Source organism: Rhodococcus sp. ARC_M12 (genome assembly GCF_022810385.1).
In the GTDB taxonomy this organism is placed as follows: domain Bacteria; phylum Actinomycetota; class Actinomycetes; order Mycobacteriales; family Mycobacteriaceae; genus Rhodococcoides; species Rhodococcoides navarretei.
In genome coordinates this window covers 1-18,973 of record NZ_JALGQI010000021.1, presented here as the reverse complement: position 1 = coordinate 18,973, position 18,973 = coordinate 1, and the positions used below count along the sequence as shown (strand labels likewise).

General features: G+C 63.5%; 21 protein-coding genes and 1 pseudogene. 8 read left to right on the top strand and 14 right to left on the bottom strand.

From position 1 onward, the window contains the following. Window positions 1-163 precede the first annotated feature (163 nt). Window positions 164-736, top strand: a complete 573-nt coding sequence (locus tag MTX35_RS22820; protein WP_306303528.1) for a DUF305 domain-containing protein — start codon at window positions 164-166, stop codon at window positions 734-736. Between the two features lie 316 nt (window positions 737-1,052). On the opposite strand, the gene MTX35_RS22815 is transcribed toward MTX35_RS22820, so the two are convergent. Both MTX35_RS22815 and MTX35_RS22810 read right to left on the bottom strand, forming a co-directional pair. Next, complete coding sequence (locus tag MTX35_RS22815) at window positions 1,053-1,874, bottom strand: cytochrome c biogenesis CcdA family protein (RefSeq protein WP_032375700.1); 822 nt, start codon at window positions 1,872-1,874, stop codon at window positions 1,053-1,055. Further along, window positions 1,871-2,503, bottom strand: coding sequence for a TlpA disulfide reductase family protein (locus MTX35_RS22810; RefSeq protein ID WP_080736598.1), 633 nt, complete (start codon window positions 2,501-2,503; stop codon window positions 1,871-1,873). The genes MTX35_RS22815 and MTX35_RS22810 overlap by 4 nt, the downstream gene beginning before the upstream one ends. Window positions 2,504-2,657: 154 nt before the next feature. Between MTX35_RS22810 and MTX35_RS22805 the strand changes: the two genes are divergently transcribed. Beyond that, window positions 2,658-2,789, top strand: a complete 132-nt coding sequence (locus MTX35_RS22805) for a DUF3703 domain-containing protein (protein WP_080733457.1) — start codon at window positions 2,658-2,660, stop codon at window positions 2,787-2,789. A 9-nt stretch (window positions 2,790-2,798) separates the two neighbouring features. Here MTX35_RS22805 and ccsB (MTX35_RS22800) read toward each other — a convergent pair whose 3' ends face one another. From ccsB (MTX35_RS22800) to MTX35_RS22790, 3 genes are all read right to left on the bottom strand, one after another. Next, complete coding sequence (gene ccsB / locus MTX35_RS22800; RefSeq protein ID WP_032375699.1) at window positions 2,799-3,770, bottom strand: c-type cytochrome biogenesis protein CcsB; 972 nt, start codon at window positions 3,768-3,770, stop codon at window positions 2,799-2,801. Window positions 3,771-3,774: 4 nt separating this feature from the next. After that, the gene (locus tag MTX35_RS22795; protein ID WP_052061714.1) at window positions 3,775-5,427 is read right to left on the bottom strand and encodes a cytochrome c biogenesis protein ResB; all 1,653 of its coding nucleotides are present in this window, start codon (window positions 5,425-5,427) and stop codon (window positions 3,775-3,777) included. A gap of 419 nt (window positions 5,428-5,846) precedes the next feature. Continuing rightward, window positions 5,847-6,944, bottom strand: a complete 1,098-nt coding sequence (locus tag MTX35_RS22790; protein ID WP_032375655.1) for an IS110 family transposase — start codon at window positions 6,942-6,944, stop codon at window positions 5,847-5,849. A 342-nt stretch (window positions 6,945-7,286) separates the two neighbouring features. Between MTX35_RS22790 and MTX35_RS22785 the strand changes: the two genes are divergently transcribed. Further along, a complete protein-coding gene (locus tag MTX35_RS22785) occupies window positions 7,287-7,793 on the top strand; it encodes a hypothetical protein (RefSeq protein ID WP_032373336.1) in 507 nt (168 codons plus the stop codon). Window positions 7,794-7,868: 75 nt separating this feature from the next. Then, window positions 7,869-8,333 (top strand): DUF5956 family protein, encoded by a 465-nt coding sequence (locus tag MTX35_RS22780; protein ID WP_032373337.1) that lies wholly within the window; start codon window positions 7,869-7,871, stop codon window positions 8,331-8,333. Window positions 8,334-8,469: 136 nt separating this feature from the next. Here MTX35_RS22780 and MTX35_RS22775 read toward each other — a convergent pair whose 3' ends face one another. Beyond that, a complete protein-coding gene (locus MTX35_RS22775) occupies window positions 8,470-9,030 on the bottom strand; it encodes a recombinase family protein (RefSeq protein ID WP_094642704.1) in 561 nt (186 codons plus the stop codon). Window positions 9,031-9,245: 215 nt separating this feature from the next. Between MTX35_RS22775 and MTX35_RS22770 the strand changes: the two genes are divergently transcribed. Then, window positions 9,246-9,692 carry a VOC family protein gene (locus MTX35_RS22770; protein ID WP_197077431.1) on the top strand — a complete coding sequence of 149 codons (447 nt, stop codon included), beginning with the start codon at window positions 9,246-9,248 and terminating at the stop codon, window positions 9,690-9,692. 105 nt (window positions 9,693-9,797) lie between these two features. Here MTX35_RS22770 and MTX35_RS22765 read toward each other — a convergent pair whose 3' ends face one another. From MTX35_RS22765 to MTX35_RS22740, 6 genes are all read right to left on the bottom strand, one after another. Further along, complete coding sequence (locus MTX35_RS22765; RefSeq protein ID WP_008720147.1) at window positions 9,798-11,039, bottom strand: Nramp family divalent metal transporter; 1,242 nt, start codon at window positions 11,037-11,039, stop codon at window positions 9,798-9,800. 99 nt (window positions 11,040-11,138) lie between these two features. After that, a complete protein-coding gene (locus MTX35_RS22760; RefSeq protein ID WP_032373339.1) occupies window positions 11,139-12,026 on the bottom strand; it encodes a cytochrome c biogenesis CcdA family protein in 888 nt (295 codons plus the stop codon). Continuing rightward, on the bottom strand, window positions 12,023-12,655 hold the full coding sequence (locus MTX35_RS22755) for a TlpA disulfide reductase family protein (RefSeq protein WP_080733221.1): 633 nt from the start codon (window positions 12,653-12,655) through the stop codon (window positions 12,023-12,025). The genes MTX35_RS22760 and MTX35_RS22755 overlap by 4 nt, the downstream gene beginning before the upstream one ends. Further along, window positions 12,652-13,281 (bottom strand): TlpA disulfide reductase family protein, encoded by a 630-nt coding sequence (locus MTX35_RS22750; RefSeq protein ID WP_008720130.1) that lies wholly within the window; start codon window positions 13,279-13,281, stop codon window positions 12,652-12,654. Before MTX35_RS22750 ends, MTX35_RS22755 begins: the two co-directional genes overlap by 4 nt. Window positions 13,282-13,336: 55 nt before the next feature. Continuing rightward, window positions 13,337-13,972, bottom strand: coding sequence for a vitamin K epoxide reductase family protein (locus tag MTX35_RS22745; RefSeq protein WP_008720128.1), 636 nt, complete (start codon window positions 13,970-13,972; stop codon window positions 13,337-13,339). Beyond that, entirely contained in the window at window positions 13,947-14,606 is a 660-nt protein-coding gene (locus tag MTX35_RS22740; RefSeq protein ID WP_008720127.1) for a thioredoxin, read from the bottom strand. Before MTX35_RS22740 ends, MTX35_RS22745 begins: the two co-directional genes overlap by 26 nt. Window positions 14,607-14,742: 136 nt before the next feature. On the opposite strand from MTX35_RS22740, the gene MTX35_RS22735 reads away from it, so the two are divergent. From MTX35_RS22735 to MTX35_RS22725, 3 genes and pseudogenes are all read left to right on the top strand, one after another. Continuing rightward, the gene (locus tag MTX35_RS22735) at window positions 14,743-15,141 is read left to right on the top strand and encodes a metalloregulator ArsR/SmtB family transcription factor (protein WP_032373340.1); all 399 of its coding nucleotides are present in this window, start codon (window positions 14,743-14,745) and stop codon (window positions 15,139-15,141) included. Beyond that, window positions 15,134-17,341, top strand: a complete 2,208-nt coding sequence (locus MTX35_RS22730; protein WP_032373341.1) for a cation-translocating P-type ATPase — start codon at window positions 15,134-15,136, stop codon at window positions 17,339-17,341. Before MTX35_RS22735 ends, MTX35_RS22730 begins: the two co-directional genes overlap by 8 nt. Window positions 17,342-17,389: 48 nt before the next feature. Next, window positions 17,390-17,689, top strand: a pseudogene (locus MTX35_RS22725) (DUF3703 domain-containing protein). 6 nt (window positions 17,690-17,695) lie between these two features. Here the strand turns inward: MTX35_RS22725 and ccsB (MTX35_RS22720) are convergent. Then, the gene (gene ccsB, locus MTX35_RS22720) at window positions 17,696-18,658 is read right to left on the bottom strand and encodes a c-type cytochrome biogenesis protein CcsB (protein WP_032373342.1); all 963 of its coding nucleotides are present in this window, start codon (window positions 18,656-18,658) and stop codon (window positions 17,696-17,698) included. Window positions 18,659-18,662: 4 nt separating this feature from the next. Beyond that, window positions 18,663-18,973, bottom strand: a 311-nt coding sequence (locus MTX35_RS22715) for a cytochrome c biogenesis protein ResB (RefSeq protein ID WP_243597143.1), incomplete at its 5' end; no start/stop codon positions are given.

Genomic DNA, 18,973 nt, shown 5'->3' with positions numbered 1-18,973 from the left:
AGATGTCGACGGGTCAGTGTGCCTGTCGATCCGAACCACCCCACCATAATTTCAGGAGTTTGTTATGCGTTCGAATCGATCTACCCGTTTCACGATCGCGATAACGGCGGCTTCCGCTGTCGCCGCCGCAGTTCTCGCTGGCTGCAGCAGTAACGACGGCGAAATGAACATGCCCGGCATGTCGAGCAGCGATACACCGGCCTCGTCGTCCTCCGAGAATTCCGCCGAAGCATCGGCCGAATTCAACGATGCCGATGTCACGTTCGTCGAAGGGATGTACCCCCACCATGCACAAGCGGTGGAGATGGCTTCACTTGTCGACGGCCGAACCGAGAATGCTCAGGTCATCGAGCTGGCCCAGGCCATCGAAGCAGCTCAAGCACCGGAGATGGAGCAGATGAATGCCCTGCTCACCGCATGGGGACAGCCCGCAGCGTCCGCCGACATGGGCGGAATGGACATGGGCGGAATGGACATGGGCGGTATGGACATGGGGAGCGGTGGCATGACCGGCATGATGAGCCAGGAAGACATGGACATGTTGTCGGCCGCTAACGGAGCGGAGTTCGACTCCATGTGGCTCACCATGATGATCGAGCACCACAAGGGGGCAATCGAGATGGCTCAGATCGAGTTGGCCGACGGCTCCAATGCTGATGCCAAGGAGCTTGCCTCCACAATCATCGATGCGCAGCAGAGCGAAATCTCCACAATGGAAAGTTTGCTCGCCCAGTAACTCTCAATTCTGGGAACTATCAACCGTAGGGCGGGGCTCGGCTAATACCGAGCCCCGCCCTTCGGTTTCGAAGGACCTGGCCCTTTTAGCTGCCACACCGATCAACACGGCCCCGGAAACATGCCCTCCCCTGCTGATGCACCCGCCTGCGGGGTCCTTGGGACACGCAGATCCGCGGTAGGGACAGGGGGCGGCTCTCGGATCGGGTCGTCGCGGCCCGGCGGGGGCGCGCCGTCGACAGAGAGTGGGTTCGATACCACCGGCACTGGCAGTTGGGGAGGCGTGGTCTTGCACGTGCGGCTGCTCGGTTTCCTTCTCAGATGGGTAATACAACCGAACTGACGAATTCATTGCGTATCCAGGCAATGAACAGACCCCACACCCCCGTCAGCAGGGCGACACCGACGGCGATCATGATCACTCCGCCTGCCACTTTGATTCTCTGCGAGTTCCGCCGTAGCCAGCCGACACCGCGCATCGCCGAACTCGAGCCGAACGCGAGGACCACGAACGGTAGACCGAGTCCCAGACAGTAGGCGACGATGAGAGTGACGCCGCGCGCTGCGGTTGCGCCTTCAGTGCCAGCGGCAACGGACAACACCCCGGCGAGCGTGGGGCCAAGGCACGGCGTCCAGCCGAGCGCGAACACGCCACCGAGCAGCGGCGCTCCAGCAAGAGACGAGATGGTTTGCGGCGCGAATCGAGTGTCGCGTTGGAATGCGGGAATGAACCCGATGAACGTCAAGCCCATGATGATCGTGATGGCACCGCCGACCTGCTGAAGCACCTGTTCGTTGATGCGCAGGGTGCCGATGACCCCGAAAATCGAGGCGGTGGCGAGGACGAAGACGATGGTGAAGCCGGCGACGAACAACCCCGCTGCACCTGCCACGCGCCAGCGGCTTGCCAGCTTCGGCGGTGCTTCACCAGTCGAGGCGGCGGCGAGCGACGGCACGTCGGCACCTGCGATGCCCGCCAGGTACGACAGGTAGCCCGGCACCAGGGGCACCACGCACGGTGACGCGAACGAGACCAGCCCGGCGAGCATACATGCGGCGATCGCCAGTACCAGAGGTCCGCTCGATGCCAGATTTTGGAACGTCGAGCCAACGCCGCCTTGGGCAAGAAGAACAGTCATTCGTCTGCTATCCGTTCGACGACAGGGAGCAGGTCTTCGGCGAGGAGGGCACGCATGAACACTGCCGCCACCCGGTGCTCTCGATCGAGTACCAGCGTCGAGGGAATCACGCTGGTCGGGTAGTTCCCGCCGAGGGCGATCAGCGTCCGCATCGAGGGGTCGTAGATCGAGGCGTAGGAGACATTGTTGTCGACAACGAAGTCCTGCGCTTTGTCCTTCTGCGGATCTCGAACATTGATACCGAGGAACTGCACACCGCGCTCGCGGGTTGCTTCGTAGACCTCTTCGAGGTCGTCGGCTTCGCCGCGGCAGGGGCCGCACCACTGACCCCAGAGATTGATCACGACCACCTCGCCGTCATAGTCCGACAGAGCGGTGTTCTTACCTTCCTCCATCAGATCGGGTCCGGCGAGTTCACCGATGGTTCCGCGCGTTTCGGGGGGATCGTAGACGATGTCGGTTTGACCACCGGGTGCAACGAAATCGAAGCTACCTCCGGAGGGCACGGCGTCGGCGCCTGCGGAACATCCGGAGACCAGGAGTACAACGGCAAGGATGGATGCCGTTGCCGTGGCGGGCAGACTGCTCTGTTCGCGTGTGCGAGCCCCCGTAGGGCGGCCGAGTCTCATGAAGTCGACGCCTTTGCTGCAGTACGGATCTGCGCCGATGTCTCGAACATCGTGGGATCGGTGACGCGGTCGATGCCCCAGTCTTGGCCGGTGACGAAGCTCGGGGCACTGTGACTTCCCTCTCCGGAATGCACTACGGACACGAGGCAGTCAGTTGATTCGGATCGTGGTCGTGGCTCCTGGATCCTGGTCCGGTCGATACCCGGTCGGCAACACCGGCCGGGTCGACGCGGGATTGACGCGACCGGTGCCGCATGACCTCGCCGAAGCACAGGGCGGCGGCTAGCAGGCGACATCAGTTCAAACCCGCGTACGAATGCAGTCCGGAGACCACCATGTTGATGATGAACAGGTTGAACAGCATGGCCACGAATCCGGCGATGTTGATCCACGCGGCCCGGGTGTCACGCCACCCGCTGGTGGCCCGGGCGTGCAGGTACGCGGCGTAGATGATCCACGCGATGAATGAGACCGTCTCTTTCGGGTCCCAGCCCCAGAACCGACCCCACGCGGCCTCGGCCCAGATCGCGCCGAGGATGACACCGATTCCGAACAGGGGAAACGCGAAGATGGTGGTCTTGTACGCCAGCACGTCGAGCGAGTGCGCCGAGGGGAGACGAGCGACGATCCGGCCCACTCTGCTGTCGGGGACGGCGTTGTTGTTGGGATATCGGATCCGGATCAGGAACAATGTGCTGGCTGCACCGGAGATCAGGAACACCCCGCTGCCGAGCGAGACGACGGAGACGTGCACGGGGAGCCAATACGACTGCAAGGCTGGTACGACGGGCGCCGCGTTGGCATAGAGCACAGTTCCGGCAATGAAGAGCAGGATCAAGGTCGGCACGAGGACGAACAACCATAGTGTGCGCAGTTGCTCCGAGCGCAGCACGATCAGTCCGGCAAGTATGCCGGCCGCGCATGTGACGGAGACGAATTCGTACATGTTTCCCCACGGCGGGCGGCCAGTGGCGATCCCGCGCAGGACGATCGACCCGATATGCAAAGTGAGTGCGAGCATTACCAGGGCGAGTCCCGTGCGGCCCAGGCGTTCGGACGGGGCTCTTCGCTCGGGGACCGGCACGTATCCCGGTGTCGATGATGTCGCTGCGATCAGTTGCGGATGCAGACTCGAGGCCCGGCTCAGAGTCGCTGTTCGTGTCGTTGCGAGTTGTGCGATGAACAGGATCGCGGCGAGAAGGTAGACCACGAAGGCGGTCTCGAAACTGATGTCGCTCCAGCGGGCGAGGTTGTCGTCGATCGGCATGGCGCTACACCGTTTCTGTATCGAGGGTCTCGGAGTGGTTCTTTGTCCGCGGCGTCCAGATTTCGGTGCGGAGGGTCTCGAATTCGGGTCCCCATCCGGCGTGATCGGTACGGGCGAGCCCGCCCATCTCCACGCTCGATCGGCCTGTTTCGGCCGGGAGTACACGGAACCAGACTCGACGTCGCTTGATCACCAGCGAGACCAACAGTCCGGTCATCATCGTGATCGCGAACACGAGCACCCACAACTGTGCGGGGTCGTATCCGACCTGCAGGTTGGCGAACTCCTTGGCGCCGTTGAATCGAATGTTGGTGCCGTCGGTGAGGGTCGTCGATTCACCGGGACGCAGGTTCACCCGATCCTGCTTGACAAGTCGGCCCTGGTTGATCATCTCCTGGTCCAGGGAGAAGATCGACTGGGGTATGCCGGTGTCGAGGCCGGTATCTCCTTTGTAGATATCCACTGCCACAGCAGGATCGACCAAGTCCGGGAAGCGGGAGGAGAGCAGGGTTCCGTTGAATTGCGCAGTGGGAGCGAAGAGGCCTTCGATGGCGATCTGGCCGCGGCGTCGCTCATCGGCGGTGGCATAGGTCCCGCCGGGTGGATCGAAACGCAACGCCCCGCTACTCAGGAACGTGGTGGCGTCGTCGGGCCGGAACTGCAGGGCCTCGGTTCGACTCTGACCGTCGGGGAAGGTCACGGTGAATTCCGGGGCGTATCCGTGGCCGGTGAGGTAGATGCGTTCATCTCCGAGCCGGAGGGGTTCGTTGACTTTGAGTTGATAGTCGCGCCAGGTGTCTGCGGCGATGTCGTCGGCGGACTGGTAGGAGATGTTCGAGGTGAACATCTCTGCCTGGCCGTTCTCAAGGTAGTCGGCGTTGAAGTCCTTGACTCTGATGCAGAACGGCTCCAGCCCGGTTCCGTCGGTGCTGTTGCCGGCCCGGAAGGAGTCGTAGATGGCGGGCGAGGTGTTGCAGAAACCGGGCCCGTTGTCGGCGATGACGATGACCGATCCTTCGTAACCGAAGAGCTTGCCGATGGCGATGGCCGCGAGCAGACCGATCAGCGAGAAATGAAAAAGTAGGTTTCCCGCTTCGCGGGTATAGCCCTTCTCGGCGGAGAGGGTGAGCGCCCCATCGGGCTCGGGCCTAACGGCAGTACGCCACCCTCTCAAGTGGGGCGCGATGTCGTCGATGACGGTTTTCGGGCTACCGGCGAGAGCGCCCGAATGATGAAGCGGTAGTCGCGAAAGGTTTCGGGGTACGCGAACTGGCTGTGCGCGAAGGGCTTTACCGTGTTCGATCATTCGGGGAGTCAGGCAGCCGATCAACGACACAAACAGTAGGACGTAGATGGCGGTGAACCAGAAGCTTCCGAATACGTCGAACAATTCCAGCGTGTCCATGACGGCCCCGAGAGCCGGGCGCGCTGCGATGTAGGAATCAACCGCCTGGGTGTTGAGATTGCGCTGTGGCAGCAGGGCGCCTGGGATTGCTGCGATAGCGAGCAAAAACAGCAGCACCAGTGCCGTTCGCATCGAGGTCAGTTGCCGCCACCTGTTGCGCACCGCAGCGATTGCTCTGCGTAACCGTCCCTGCGATGTGAGCGCCGGGGTTTGATCAGCTGTCACACCGCCACACCCTTTCGACGATTGCATCTCAATTACTATGCAACATAGTAGTTGATGGGCCGTGTGCAGTTGTGTGCGGTAGTCGCCTCATATGGAGGTCGGCCTGTCAACGACGGCATGGTGAAGCGGTGGCACGCACCGTCGTGTGTGCCACCGCTTCCTGTTGCCGGGATGGTGATCGATGCGAGTGGGAGGTGAGCGTGTCGTAGTGTTCGACGCGTCGTCAACTCTCATATACGCGGGTTGGTTACCGCAGGACGGACTGTTTCGGCTGGAGTGGATCGCAAGTCTATGAGTCGAGCGTGATCCCAACGCGCAGTTGAGGATTGCTCATAGGCGGCTAGCGGGTCACTCCCAGACGCTCGGCCACATCCCACATCGTCGTCGACCGTTCATTCCGGACATCTATCCCGACGCAGATCGCTACTTCGGCGTCGGAGCTTCAGTCATTCCTCGAGCGTGGCCAACGACCAGCACCAGCCGGCCAGCTCTCGTGCGATCCCGGCATTGGCGACCACCGCACGTTTACCGCGTTCGTCGAAATGTTCCCACCGTGCGTGCAGCCGCCGGTTCGCTTGATGTCCTCGCGCTTTGGCTTTGGGAGTCGACGCCTTCCACCGTGCCACCAGTTCACGCCCCGGCCGATACGGCTTGCGATGATGCCAGGCAGCCTCGACCAGCAGTCGGCGTACGTGAGCATTGCCGGTTTTGCTGACACCGCCCTGCGACCGGGATTCACCGGAAGAATGCTCGGTCGGGATCAACCCGACGAACGCACCGATCGAGCGGCCGGTCAACCGGTCCCACTCACCGATCTCCGTCGCCAAACCGAACGCTGTCAACGTCGCCACCCCACGAAGGCACCCCAGCCGGGTCACCACCGGAGTGAACGACGAATGCGCAGCCATGTCCGCGATGGCGGTATCGAGACGATTCCGGCGTTCGGTGGTGGCGATGACGGTCTCGTAGGCGGTGTCGTAGGTGATCTGCAGTGCACGTGAATCGAACCGCTGGCGACGTAACCACAGATCGTGGGCTGCGGTCCAGGGTTTGCCGCCGCTGTAGATGATCCCTTGACGCAGCAGCACATGTGTCAGGCGATGCTGTGCGGACACCAGATCGCCGCGGCAGTCCTCCCTTGCTCGCACCAGATCACGAGCGGACTCCTGCTCGGTACTCGGAATCAGAACCGGCACAATAGAACTCAAATGAAGCAACCGAGCCAAATGCCGGGCATCACGGGCATCGGTCTTGATGCGGTCACCAGGGGGACGCTGAATTTTCGACGGTGCCGCCACCACACAATCGACACCGGCGGCCAACAGAAAACGGGCCAGACCGAAACCGGTCGGGCCCGCCTCGTAGACGACATGCACCAGTCCTGGCAGCGAACGAATCCACTCCAGGATTTCTTTGTGATCAGGCGACATGCGACGCTCGAACAACTCGCCCGTCTCGCCATCCAAACCGCACGCCACCACCGATCGTGCGTGCACATCCAAACCAACACTCGTACGATGATTCTTCACTGGGGCCTCCCACATCTGTGGCTCTACCGGCCAGGACCCACTCCTGTCGGCAACCCACGCTTACATGCGGAGGGGCCCCAGCCAAGACCTCCATACCGTCTATGATTCGACTCGATTCAATACTTTTGACCGTTTCATTACTTGCGCTAGCGTAATCGGCAACTTTGCCGCTAGGGTAGGTAAAACCGGCCGGTCTGCAACCGAGGCGGATTGCTGCAGACCTGTTGGTAGAGAACGCATTCGGTGCATTCTGCATTGATTCCGTTCGCGCTCGAATATGTCGACCAATGACAAGTCAGGAACAACGCCGGAGTTCCCAAAGCGTCGACGCGTGTTTACACGGCCTTCGGAAGCACTGTGCCGCAGGGTGTTATCGGCTCCAAAGCCCGCCTCTTCCGGGAGGGTGCGTTGTGCTCGGCGACGGACTACCAGTTCAACCTGTTCAACACGAGTTCTCAGACCGCTACGTCCACTCGAGACTGCGGACCCGGCTTCTACAACAGTCATGGATTCGTGGCGGTGTGGCCGTCCGGTGGAAACATGTCGGAGTACGTCACCTTCCCGTCCGACCCCCTCCAGTACCCTGCCCCCGCTGCCCTGGCTGCACCTCGCGCAGACGGCGACGCTGCGCGCGCACAAGGAACAAATCCGGACGGTGAGAGCTACGGAACCGGCGAGGCCGCGCAGGCAGATGCTGAACTCCCTGACCTGGTCAGCGCCATCGGTACCGATGGTGAGCTGGGGTACGTCAGGTCGGACGATTTGGTTGGTTCGGTAGTCGACGCTGCCGCGACGCCAGCTCCCCGGACGATTCCCCTGCTGTCACAGACCGGGGACCCCATCGGGTCGTTCCAGATCGGTTAGCATCTTGATCGTCGCCTCTGGCCTCGGCGCTTCGGCGGCCGAGGCCAGAGTTCGTTTCAGCCTAAAGGAGACGGTATGGCTCAATACTGGGGCGATTACCCGGTCGCGGATGACGAGGGTGAAATACCTGAAGGTCTGCCCACGGGTCGATACGTACCGCTCGTCGCCAACGGTCATGGGGCGTTGACTGCCTGGGCTGCGGGTCCGGGCCGATGCTTTCGGACGTCGTATCCAGCGGCGCTGCATCCGCCCGTGAAAGTGTCACGCGGTCACCAGGCAACCGGTGACCCGCAGGAAGTTTGGTTCGAGGCCTTCACTGAAGAAGATTTGCGTGCACAGAACGAGGACATCAATGCATACTTGGCCTCGGCAGGAGTTCGTCCACAACCGCGGGGTTACAAGTGGCACGTGCTGGTCCCCGACAACATCGTGAACGAAGATGCCCTCGAAGACGCGTTACGAGACAAGAACAATTATGTGGATCCCGTAGAAGTCTTCGAATCCATTGCACAGCTGTACGGAAATTTGTTCCGGTCCTGACCTTGCGAGCCGCCAATTTTCCTTGGCAGAGACAGAGGACGTGCGACCCCTCCTGTCGCCGTTTTGGTGTACCCGGTGGAAGTGTCTCGCCAAAGGAACCCGGGGCCGGACGTACACCGTGATGGGAGCTAATCGCTTAACCCGCAGGCGAACTGAGGTGCCGGTAGAGGGTGGCGCGGCCGATTCCGAGTACTGATGCGATTTCGGTTTTGGGTGTGCCGTCGTCGAGCATTCTGCGGATGTGACGAGCTTTGTCGGCGTCGATCTTGGCTGGTTGGCCACCGATGCGGCCGCGGGCTCGTGCGGCTGCGAGGCCGGCCATGGTGCGTTCTTTGACGAGGTCTCGTTCGAATTCGGCGAGGGAGCCGAAGATGTTGTAGGTCAGGCGTCCTCCGACTGTCGAGGTGTCGATGCCTTCGGTGATGCTGCGCAGTGTTGCACCTTTGGTTTCGATGAGGTTGACGGTTTCGATGAGGTGGCTCAGTGAGCGGCCGAGTCGATCGAGTCGCCATACTGCGACGACGTCGCCGGCGCGCACGCTCTCGAGGAGCAGCTGCAACTGAGGTCGGTCTTTGTCTGCTCCGGATGCGACCTCTTCCCAGATGCGGAAGCAGCCGGCGGCTGTCAGTGCGTCTCTCTGTAGATCCAGCGACTGATCGGTGGTCGAGACCCTCATGTATCCCAAAACGGCGCTCACGAGGATGACTGTCTCAGAAACGGCCGACAAGGCACAGGCGGCGCGTCAGAGCTTGAGACAGGTTTCTGAGACACATCACGATTGAGTCTCGATATCGATCCTGTCAGTTTCAGGAGTCGCGTTCACTGTGTCAGAAGTCGAATGCACTGAGCGCCAGCAATTGATGTGGGTTCGGCTCCTACTCCGGCTCGTCGGCGTTAGTGTTGCCTATGGGCATGTCGAAAGTGGTACCTGCGCTGCCGGTACGAGACATCGACACCGCTGTAGAGATATACGTCCGCGCGTTCGGCTTCACGACCCGGTACACCGACCCGACTTTCGCGAGACTTACCCGCGACGACGTCGAGATCCACTTGTGGGCCGCCGACGACGACAGCTGGAATACCCGTTCAGACCCTGCGGCATGGCCGGTATGCAGCGGAGCCGAGACGTTCCTTGCCGGCACAGCCAGCTGCCGCATCGCCGTGGACGAGATCAACGACCTTTACGCCGAGATGTCCCGCGCGGGAGTGCTCCATCCCGCAGACGCGGGTCGTCCCGTCTCGACGGACTGGGGAACGACGGAGTTCGCAGCTGTCGACACCGACGGCAATCTGATCACTTTCCATACCGATGAAAAAAGCCAACACGAGCCCACCACGGCAGGCAACGGCGCACCCTGACCGCACCCTCGAGCAGAAACTCGATGACCCGGACGTCCGTCGACGCGCTACGCGTGGTCATCGTCCTGAAATAAGCGCATGCTGGACTTGTCCACCCGCGCGCAGTCAGGCGACGGTCAGATAGATCAACGCGACATTGAGTGCGACGACGATTCCCGCGATGAGCCATGCCGCGTATGCCGTGATCCGGTGATTGACATCGCCGCCCATCAGGATGCGGTCCGAGGTGAACCGCACCAAGGGAATGAGCGCGAACGGAATACCGAAGGACAGGACGACTTGTGAGACGACCAGTGCCCGACTGGGGTCGACCCCCGCGGCCAGAATTGCCAGTGCGGGAACAAGTGTCACCAGTCGTCGCACCAGAATCGGAATGCGCTGACGTAGTAGGCCGTCCATGATCATCGCGCCGGCGTATGCCCCGACCGATGTCGATGCCAGGCCCGAGGCCAGCAGGCCCACCGCGAACAGCAGCGCTACCACCGGCCCCAGAGTGTCTCCTACTGCTGTGTGAGCTCCTTCGATGGAATCGACGCCCTCTCGGCCTCCCAGCGTCGAGGCCGCCAACAGCAGCATCGACATGTTCACTGCACCGGCCAGCAGCATCGCCAACCCGACATCGATCCGGGTGATCCGCAACAACCGCTGCCGGACAGGCCCTGCCTCGGGGTGTCCGTGCCGGTCACGTGCAAGGCCGGAGTGCAGATAGACCGCGTGCGGCATGATCGTCGCACCGAGCATAGCGGCGGCTATCAATACGCTTTCCGCGCCGTCGAACCGCGGAATCAACCCGGCGGCAGCGGCGGTGAACGATGGCGGTTCCACGACGACGCTGGCAAGAAATCCGACGGCGATGACACCGAGTAGACCGAGAATCACGAACTCGAACGGGCGCTGGCCCCGGCGATCCTGGACCAGCAACAAGATCATCGATACGGCTCCGGTGATGAGGCCGCCGATCAGGAGCGGCAGGTCGAAGAGCAAGTAAAGAGCGATCGCACCGCCGACGATCTCTGCGAGGTCGGTCGCCATGGCGACCACTTCTGCTTGCCCCCAATATGCCAGTCGCACACTCTTGCTCGACTTCTCGCGGACCACTTCGGGCAGTGTCATTCCGGTGACGATGCCGAGTTTGGCGGAGAGGAACTGCACGAGGCCGGCCATCACGTTCGCGGCGACGATCACCCAGACCAGCAGGTACCCGAACTGCGCGCCGGCGCTGACGTTGGAGGCGACATTGCCGGGGTCGACGTAGGCGATCGCGGCGACGAAAGCAGGACCGAGCAGAACGAGGCCAGACCGAAACCTCGAGGGCGGCCGAGACGATCGGCGCTGCAGCACAGACATGACCACACCCTCCGGCACCAACAATATGTCAGAACCCTGAAAATATAGTTCGGCCTCCCGAACAATGCAATGCGGCGTGGCGGTTCGGCGACATCACGATCAGATGGGCAGGATCACTGCACTGACGAATTCGTTGCGGATCCAGGCGATGAACAACCCCCACACCCCGGTCAGCAGTGCGATGCCGACGGCGATCATGATGACACCGCCCGCCACCTTGATCCTCTGAGAGTTCCTCCGAAGCCACCCCACACCGCGCATCGCCGAACTCGAACCGAACGCAAGAACGACGAACGGTAGGCCGAGTCCCAGGCAGTACGCGACGATGAGAGTGACCCCGCGGGCTGCGGTTGCACCTTCGGTGCCTGCCGCCACGGACAGCACGCCGGCAAGGGTCGGACCCAGGCACGGCGTCCAGCCGAGCGCGAACACCCCACCGAGCAGCGGCGCTCCTGCAAGGGACGAGATCTGCCGGGGTGCGAATCGGGTGTCGCGTTGCAGTGCGGGTATCAACCCGATGAACGCCGCACCCATGATGATCGTGATGACCCCGCCCACGCGTTGGAGTACTTGCTCGTTGATGCGCAAGGTGCCGATGACTCCGAAGACCGAGGCTGTGGCGAGGACGAAGACGATGGTGAACCCGGCGACGAACAACGACGCTGCACCGGCCACACGCCAGCGATTCACGAGACCCGTCGACGACGTACCGGCGGTCGCGGTGCTGGGTGTCCGGGCATCGGCTGACTGAGCCTCGCAGGCCGATTGGGTGCCGCGGGCTGATTGGGCGTCGCGGGCTGATTGGGCGTCGGCGCCGGCGATGCCTGCCAGGTAGGACAGGTATCCCGGCACCAGCGGCACCACGCACGGTGAGGCGAACGAGACCAACCCGGCGAGCATGCATGCCGCGATCGCCAGCAGTAGGGGCCCACTCGATGCCGCGTTCTGGAACGTCGACCCGATGTCTTGGGCGAGAAGAGTCGTCATTCCGCGGCTATCCGTTCGACGACGGGAAGCAGGTCTTCGGTGAGCAGGGCTCGCATGAAGACCGCGGCCACCCGGTGCTGGCGATCGAGTACCAGCGTCGAGGGAATGACGCTGGTCGGATAGTTCCCGCCGAGGGCGATCAGCGTCCGCATCGAGGGGTCGTAGATCGAAGGGTAAGTGACGTTGTTGTCGACCACGAAGTCCTGCGCTTTGTCCTTCTGCGGATCTCGGACATTGATACCGAGGAACTGCACACCGCGCTCACGGGTGGCCTCGTAGACCTCTTCGAGGTCGTCGGCTTCGCCGCGGCAGGGGCCACACCATTGACCCCAGAGATTGATCACGACGACCTTTCCGTCGTAGTCCGCCAGAGCGGTCGTCTTGCCCTCCTCCATCAGATCGGGGCCGGCGAGCTCGCCTATGGTTCCGCGTGTTTCGGGAGGGTCGTAGACGATGTCGGTTCGGCCACCGGGCGCGACGAAGTCGAAGCTCCCGCCGGACGGTGCAGCGTCGGCACCAGCGGAGCATCCGGAGATCAGTAGTACGACGGCAAGAATCGATCCGATTGCCGCGGTGGGCGTGCCGCCTTGTCGTCGAGTACCGACCCACACGGGTAGGAAACGTGTCATGAGGTGAAGTCCTTTATTGCAGTGCGGATCTGGTCTGTCGTCTCGAACACTGTCGGGTCGGTGATGCGCTCGATCGTTCCGTCCGGGCGGACGAGAAAACTCAGGGGAAGGACCGGCGGTGCCGAGAGCGCGTCCTGGACGCTGCCGCCGTCGATGTAGTTCGGATAGCGGATGCCCAGTTGCGTGAGCAGCGCGGCCGCGTCCGCGGGTCGGTCCTCGACGTTGATTCCGATGACTGGGATCGCGTCGGGTTCTGCGGCGTAGGCATCGACTACGGGCATCTCGGTGCGGCACGGGCCGCACCAGGATGCCCACAGGTTGATCAGCGTCACCTCGCTGCCGAGAACGTCGACGAGATCGACATCGTCGGCACTGCCGATGCAGCGCGCCATCACTCCCGCCAGCGGCCCACCTTCGTGTGGCACCGGCTGCGGACACAGCGGTAGCGCTGTTGCTCGTGCCGCGTCATCCGGCGGGCGGGACAGTGTGGGTTCGGGTCCGACCGGCGCGACATTGTTGGCGATGACGTCGGATGGGCCGCCCTCGACGCCACCGGAGCGGGGCCACAGTGCGACGATCGATGCAACGACAACGACGAGCATGACGATCGACCAGCCGCGCGTCATCGCCGTGACCTTCTTTCTCGAGAGATCGGCAGAGGGGCGAACGGTACGTCGCGGATCATAGGAGCGTGGACCAGTACGACCAGAAACGCTGCGCGATCAGGGCGATGAGGACGAGAAACCACACGGTCAGCGCAATCGAGTGATTGCGCATCAACACTCCCGCCCACTGCCGCCGGCCCGCACTCGGAGCCCCGCGGTCGAGGTTGCGCAGCGTGACGTACCAGAAGATCGGTACGGTGACCGCCCACACCGCCATGCAGTACGGGCACAGCGCGCCGATGTCGTAGAGGCTCTGCACGATCAGCCAGTGCACGAAGACCGCAGCAGCAGTGACACCGACCTGCAGTGCACTCCAGAACCACTGCGCGAACACGGCTCCGGCGAGCAGGGCGGCACCCACTGCCGCCACGACGGCGAAGCCCGCGATCCCGAGAAGGGAATTGGGAAATCCGAACGCAGACGCCTGCGGGGTGTCCATCACCGATCCGCAGTTGAGTACCGGATTGATACTGCAGGTCGGGGCGTAGGCGGGATCGAGCGCAAGGGCGAACTTCTCTACCGTGAGTACGAACGCGGCGGCCAGTCCGATCACGCCTCCTACCAGCAGCAGCCAGGGCAGGCTTCGGGCGAACGGTCCGCTGCGTCGGGTGAGAGCGGCTGCGCGGTCAGCCGAGTGCAGCGTCGAGGGCATCGGTGAGGTCTCCGTAGGTGGTGGGTTCGATCTTGGTGCCGTTGAGGAAGAACGTCGGGGTGCCCTGGACGCCGAGCGCGATCCCGTCGGCGACGTCGGCCTCGATGCGTTCGAGCGTCGCAGGGTCGGTGTAAGCGGCATCGAAGGCGCTCATGTCGAGTCCTTGCTCGACGGCGAAGCTCCGAAACAACTCGTCCTGCGGAACCTGCTGTTCGCCCCACTGCGCCTGCGTCTCGTACATGCGCTGATACATGTCCTCGAAGCCGCCCTGCTGTGCTGCGGCTTCGACAGCGCGTGCGGCGCGTTCGGCATTGAAGTGCGAGGCGATGGGAAAGTAGCGGGCCACGAAGCTCACCCGGTCGCCGTACTCCTCACGCAATTGTTCGATCGCTGGGTAGACAGACCGGCAGGCCTCGCACTCGAAGTCGAGGAACTCCACGAACGTGACCCGGCCGTCGGGCACCGAGTTCAACCGATGACTGTTCTCGCGCACCGCGATCGAGGCAGGGTCGGCGGCGGCCTGCTCGGCGGCGGCAGCATCCGGCGTGCCCGATCGGTCCACCACCAGAAATACAGCCAACGCGGCGGCGAACACGACCACCAGGGACAGGGAAATCTTCAACGCTCGGCTCATACAACTACCTTCTCGACTCGTTCGGACTGATCAACGGGCCCGATATGGGCGTTTCGACCCGTTGTGAGACTAACAATCGTACGAACGTCGACCGAAAGGTCTTCCCTGACGATCGCATGATTGTTAGATTGTGCCCATGGCCTTGGAACCTTTGGACTCGTGCGATCTGTTGTGTATGGACCTCCCTCACGCCGAGAGGGTGCGCGCAGCCTTGCCTGCTCTCGGCGATATCGAACCGGTCGCCGACGCTGCCCGAGCTTTCGGTGACCCCACCCGACTGACCATCGCGCTCGCGTTGAACGCCGGCGGGCAGATGTGCGGCTGCGATGTTGCGTGGATCGTGGGACAGAGCCAGAAGCTGGTCTCCCACCATCTCCGCAAACTCAAAGCCGCGGACGCCGTCACATCGAACAGAGAGGGAAAGTTGGTCATGTATTCGCTCACCGATCGCGGCGCCCGACTGCTCTCGATACTGACCGAGCCACTGGCCACCGCCTCGGCCACCGCTGATCTCACCGGGGTCGATCATGGCTGACGCGTGCTGCGGACCGACCCCCGCTGCGCCGACCACCGAACCGGCCGCCGACGGTACGGGCACGGCAGGTCCGGCTCCGACCGACGTACCCCAGAGGTTGTGGCAGGTCCGCGAGCTGCAACTCGCATCGGTAGCCGCGATCATCCTCGCCGCATCGTGGTTGCTCGGTCGAACGGGTGCCGATGCGGTCGCGACCGTCGGCGGTCTGATCGCTGCCGCGATCGCGGCCGTCACCTTCGTTCCCGCGACGGTGAGAAATCTGCGACACGGCCGCATCGGTGTCGGCACGCTGATGACGATCGCGCTCCTCGGTGCCATCGCATTGGGCCAGATCCCCGAGGCCGCGATGCTCGGCATCCTGTTTTCCGTCGCCGAGGGACTCGAGGAGTACGCGGTCACCAAGACCCGCCGCGGACTACGCGCACTTCTGTCCTTGGTGCCGCCGACAGTGTCGGTCCTGCGCGGTGGAACCGAGCAGGCCCTGCCCCCCGACGATGTCGTGATCGGGGACACCATGGTGCTGCGACCGGGCGAGCGAGCTGCCACGGACGGCACCATCGCACGCGGTTCGACGAATCTGGACGTGTCCGCGATCACCGGCGAGTCCGTGCCCATCGAAGCCGGTGTCGGCGACGAGGTGCATGCCGGTGCCATCAACGGCGGCGGAGCCATCGAGATCACCGTCACCGCGCCGGCATCGGAGAGTTCGCTTGCGCGCATCGTCCGCATCGTCGAACAGGCCCAGGACCGCAAAGGGGCCGGCCAGCGGCTCGCGGACCGGATCGCACGTCCCCTCGTGCCTTCGATCATGATTCTCGCCGCCCTCGTCGCCGGCGTCGGTGCGGTGCTCGGTGACCCCATGTTGTGGCTCGAACGCGCACTGGTGGTCCTGGTCGCGGCATCACCGTGCGCGTTGGCCATCTCGGTGCCGCTGTCGGTGGTGGCGGCGATCGGGGCTGCGAGCCGCAACGGGGCATTGATCAAAGGCGGTGCAGCAGTAGAAGAGCTGGGCCGCATCCGCGTCGTCGCCGTGGACAAGACCGGCACCCTCACCGCAGGACGACCGGAGGTCGTCGACGTCGTCACCGCTGCGGGAATCGGCCGCGACGCCGCGCTGGCCGTTGCTGCTGCGCTCGAAGCGCGCAGCGAGCATCCACTCGCCCGCGCCATCCTCGCTTCCGTATCGACCGTCGCGGCAGCCGATGATGTCACTGCCATCGCCGGACACGGCCTGACCGGCACCCTCGACGGAGCCGCGATCAGGCTCGGGAAACCGAGCTGGTTCGACACCCACCCCAGCTCCGAGGAGTTCCGCGCCGACGTCGCTCGTCTCCAAAGCAGCGGTGCCACAGTCGTTCTCGTCGAACGCGCCGGAGTCCTGATCGCTGCGATCGCCGTCCGCGACGAACTGCGGCCCGAGGCCGCCGAGGCTGTCCGCCAACTCACCGCGCTCGGTATCGACACTGCGATGCTCACCGGCGACAACGCACTCACTGCGCAGGCCCTGGCGACCCAGGCGGGTATCACCGCCGTCCACGCCGAACTACTGCCCGAGGACAAAGCGGCCCTGCTCGCCGACATCGCGGCCGGACGCAAGATTGCCATGGTCGGCGACGGCATCAACGACGCTCCCGCCTTGGCGACCGCAGATGTCGGTATCGCCATGGGCGCAATGGGAACCGACGTTGCCATCGAGACCGCCGATGTTGCCCTCATGGGGGAAGACCTCCGGCATCTACCGCAGGTGCTGGCCCACGCTCGGCATGCCCGCGGCATCATGGTCCAGAACATCGCCCTGTCGATCGCGATCATCGGCGTGCTCGTCCCACTGGCTGCCACCGGCGTCCTCGGTTTGGCGACTGTGGTGCTCGTCCACGAACTCGCCGAAGTCCTGGTGATCGCCAATGCGATTCGTGCCGCCCGCACCACACCGTTGGACGGGTTCGTCCCACCGCCTACGGCATCCGGTGCCCTCAATGTCACGATCGCACCCGCAGCGGCCTTCGAGGATGCCTGCTGCGCTCCGGCCCCGACGCCGAGGAACGCTGCGCCTCTCGCATCTGGGAACCTACTGGCCGCCACCACCGCACCGTCACCCTCGGCGATCGGAGCAGACGACGGCAGCAGCTCCGGGTGCTCGGATGGATGTACCTGCTGCACATCGACTCCCGCGCGAAGCGAACTCGGTCAGGGAAGGTAGAGACCTGCGGGCGGTGATCGGACTGCATGCAGGCTCTACGGGATCGACATGACCCCAGCAGCAGCGGCATCGACAACAGAGGTGCGCTGGCACCACCTCGAACGAACACACATCCTCTCGCAGCACTATCCGTGATTGCATGCTCTCAACCACGCCGCGATGGTGAAAGCTGCGGCGGTAGAACATGATCGGCGCGAATCCTGGGGTCAGGTGATCCGGATCGTGATCGCTGCTCCAGGATCGTGGTCGGGGCGATACCCGGCCGGTAACACCGGCCGGGTCGAGGCGGGACCGATGTCGCCGATGCCCATTCCGCAGGACCGTACGGACGCGCTGAGAGGCAGATAGCGGTCATCAGTTCAGGCCTGCGTAGGAGTGCAGGCCGGAGACGACCATGTTGATGATGAACAGATTGAACAGCATCGCCACGAATCCGGCGATGTTGATCCATGCTGCGCGGGTGTTGCGCCACCCGCTGGTGGCGCGGGCGTGCAGGTAGGAGGCGTAGACGATCCAGGTGATGAAGGAGACCGTTTCTTTCGGATCCCAGCCCCAGAACCGGCCCCACGCGGCTTCGGCCCAGATAGCGCCGAGGATGACGCCGACGCCGAAGAGCGGGAAGGCGAAGATCGTGGTCTTGTAGGCCACGATGTCCAGTGTCTGCGCGGAGGGCAGGCGGGCTGCGATCCGGCTCACGCGGCTGCCCGAGTCCTCGGGATGCTTCATGCGGATCAGGAACAGTATGCTCGCAACCCCGGAGATCAGGAACACCCCGCTGCCGAGCGAGACGATGGAGACGTGCACCGGCAGCCAGTACGACTGCAGTGCCGGTACCACCGGTGCTGCGTCGGCGTACAGCACGGTGCCGGCGACGAACAGCAGGATCAACGTCGGCACCAGAACGAACAACCACAGGGTGCGTAGCTGCGTCGAGCGCAGCACCACCAGTGCAGCGACTACACCTGCTGCGCAGGTGACCGAGACGAATTCGTACATGTTGCCCCACGGCGGCCTGCCGGTGGCGATCCCGCGAAGGATGATCGACCCGATATGCAGGGTCAGTGCCACCATCACCAGCCCGAGTCCGCTACGCCCGAAACGTTCGGATGGAACTCGCCGGGGTGCGTCGGGAATGCGTCCGGGCGTCGTCGACGTGGCAGCAATGATCCGAGCACGAAGTCGCTCCGTATTGTGCAGTTCCGCGCTACGGGTCGTTGCGAGCTGTGCGAGGAATGCGATCGCGGCGAGGAGATAGACCACGAAGGCGGTCTCGAAGCTGATGTCGCTCCACCGGGCGAGGGTGTCGTCGATCGGCATGGTGCTACACCGTTTCTCTGTCGTGGTTCTCGGACGGGCTCTGCGTGTGCGGCCAGATCTTCAACCGAAGGGTCTGGAATTCCGGTCCCCAGCCGGCGTGATCGGTGCGAGCCAGGCCACCCATGTCCACTGGCGAGAGACCGCGCTCGCCGGGGTGGACCCGGAACCAGACACGGCGACGTGTGATGACCAGGGACACCAGTAGTCCGGTCATCATCGTGACCGCGAACACGAGCACCCACCGCTGCGCGGGGTCGTATCCGACCTGGAGGTTCGCGAATTCCTTGGCACCGTCGAACCGGACGACGGTGCCGT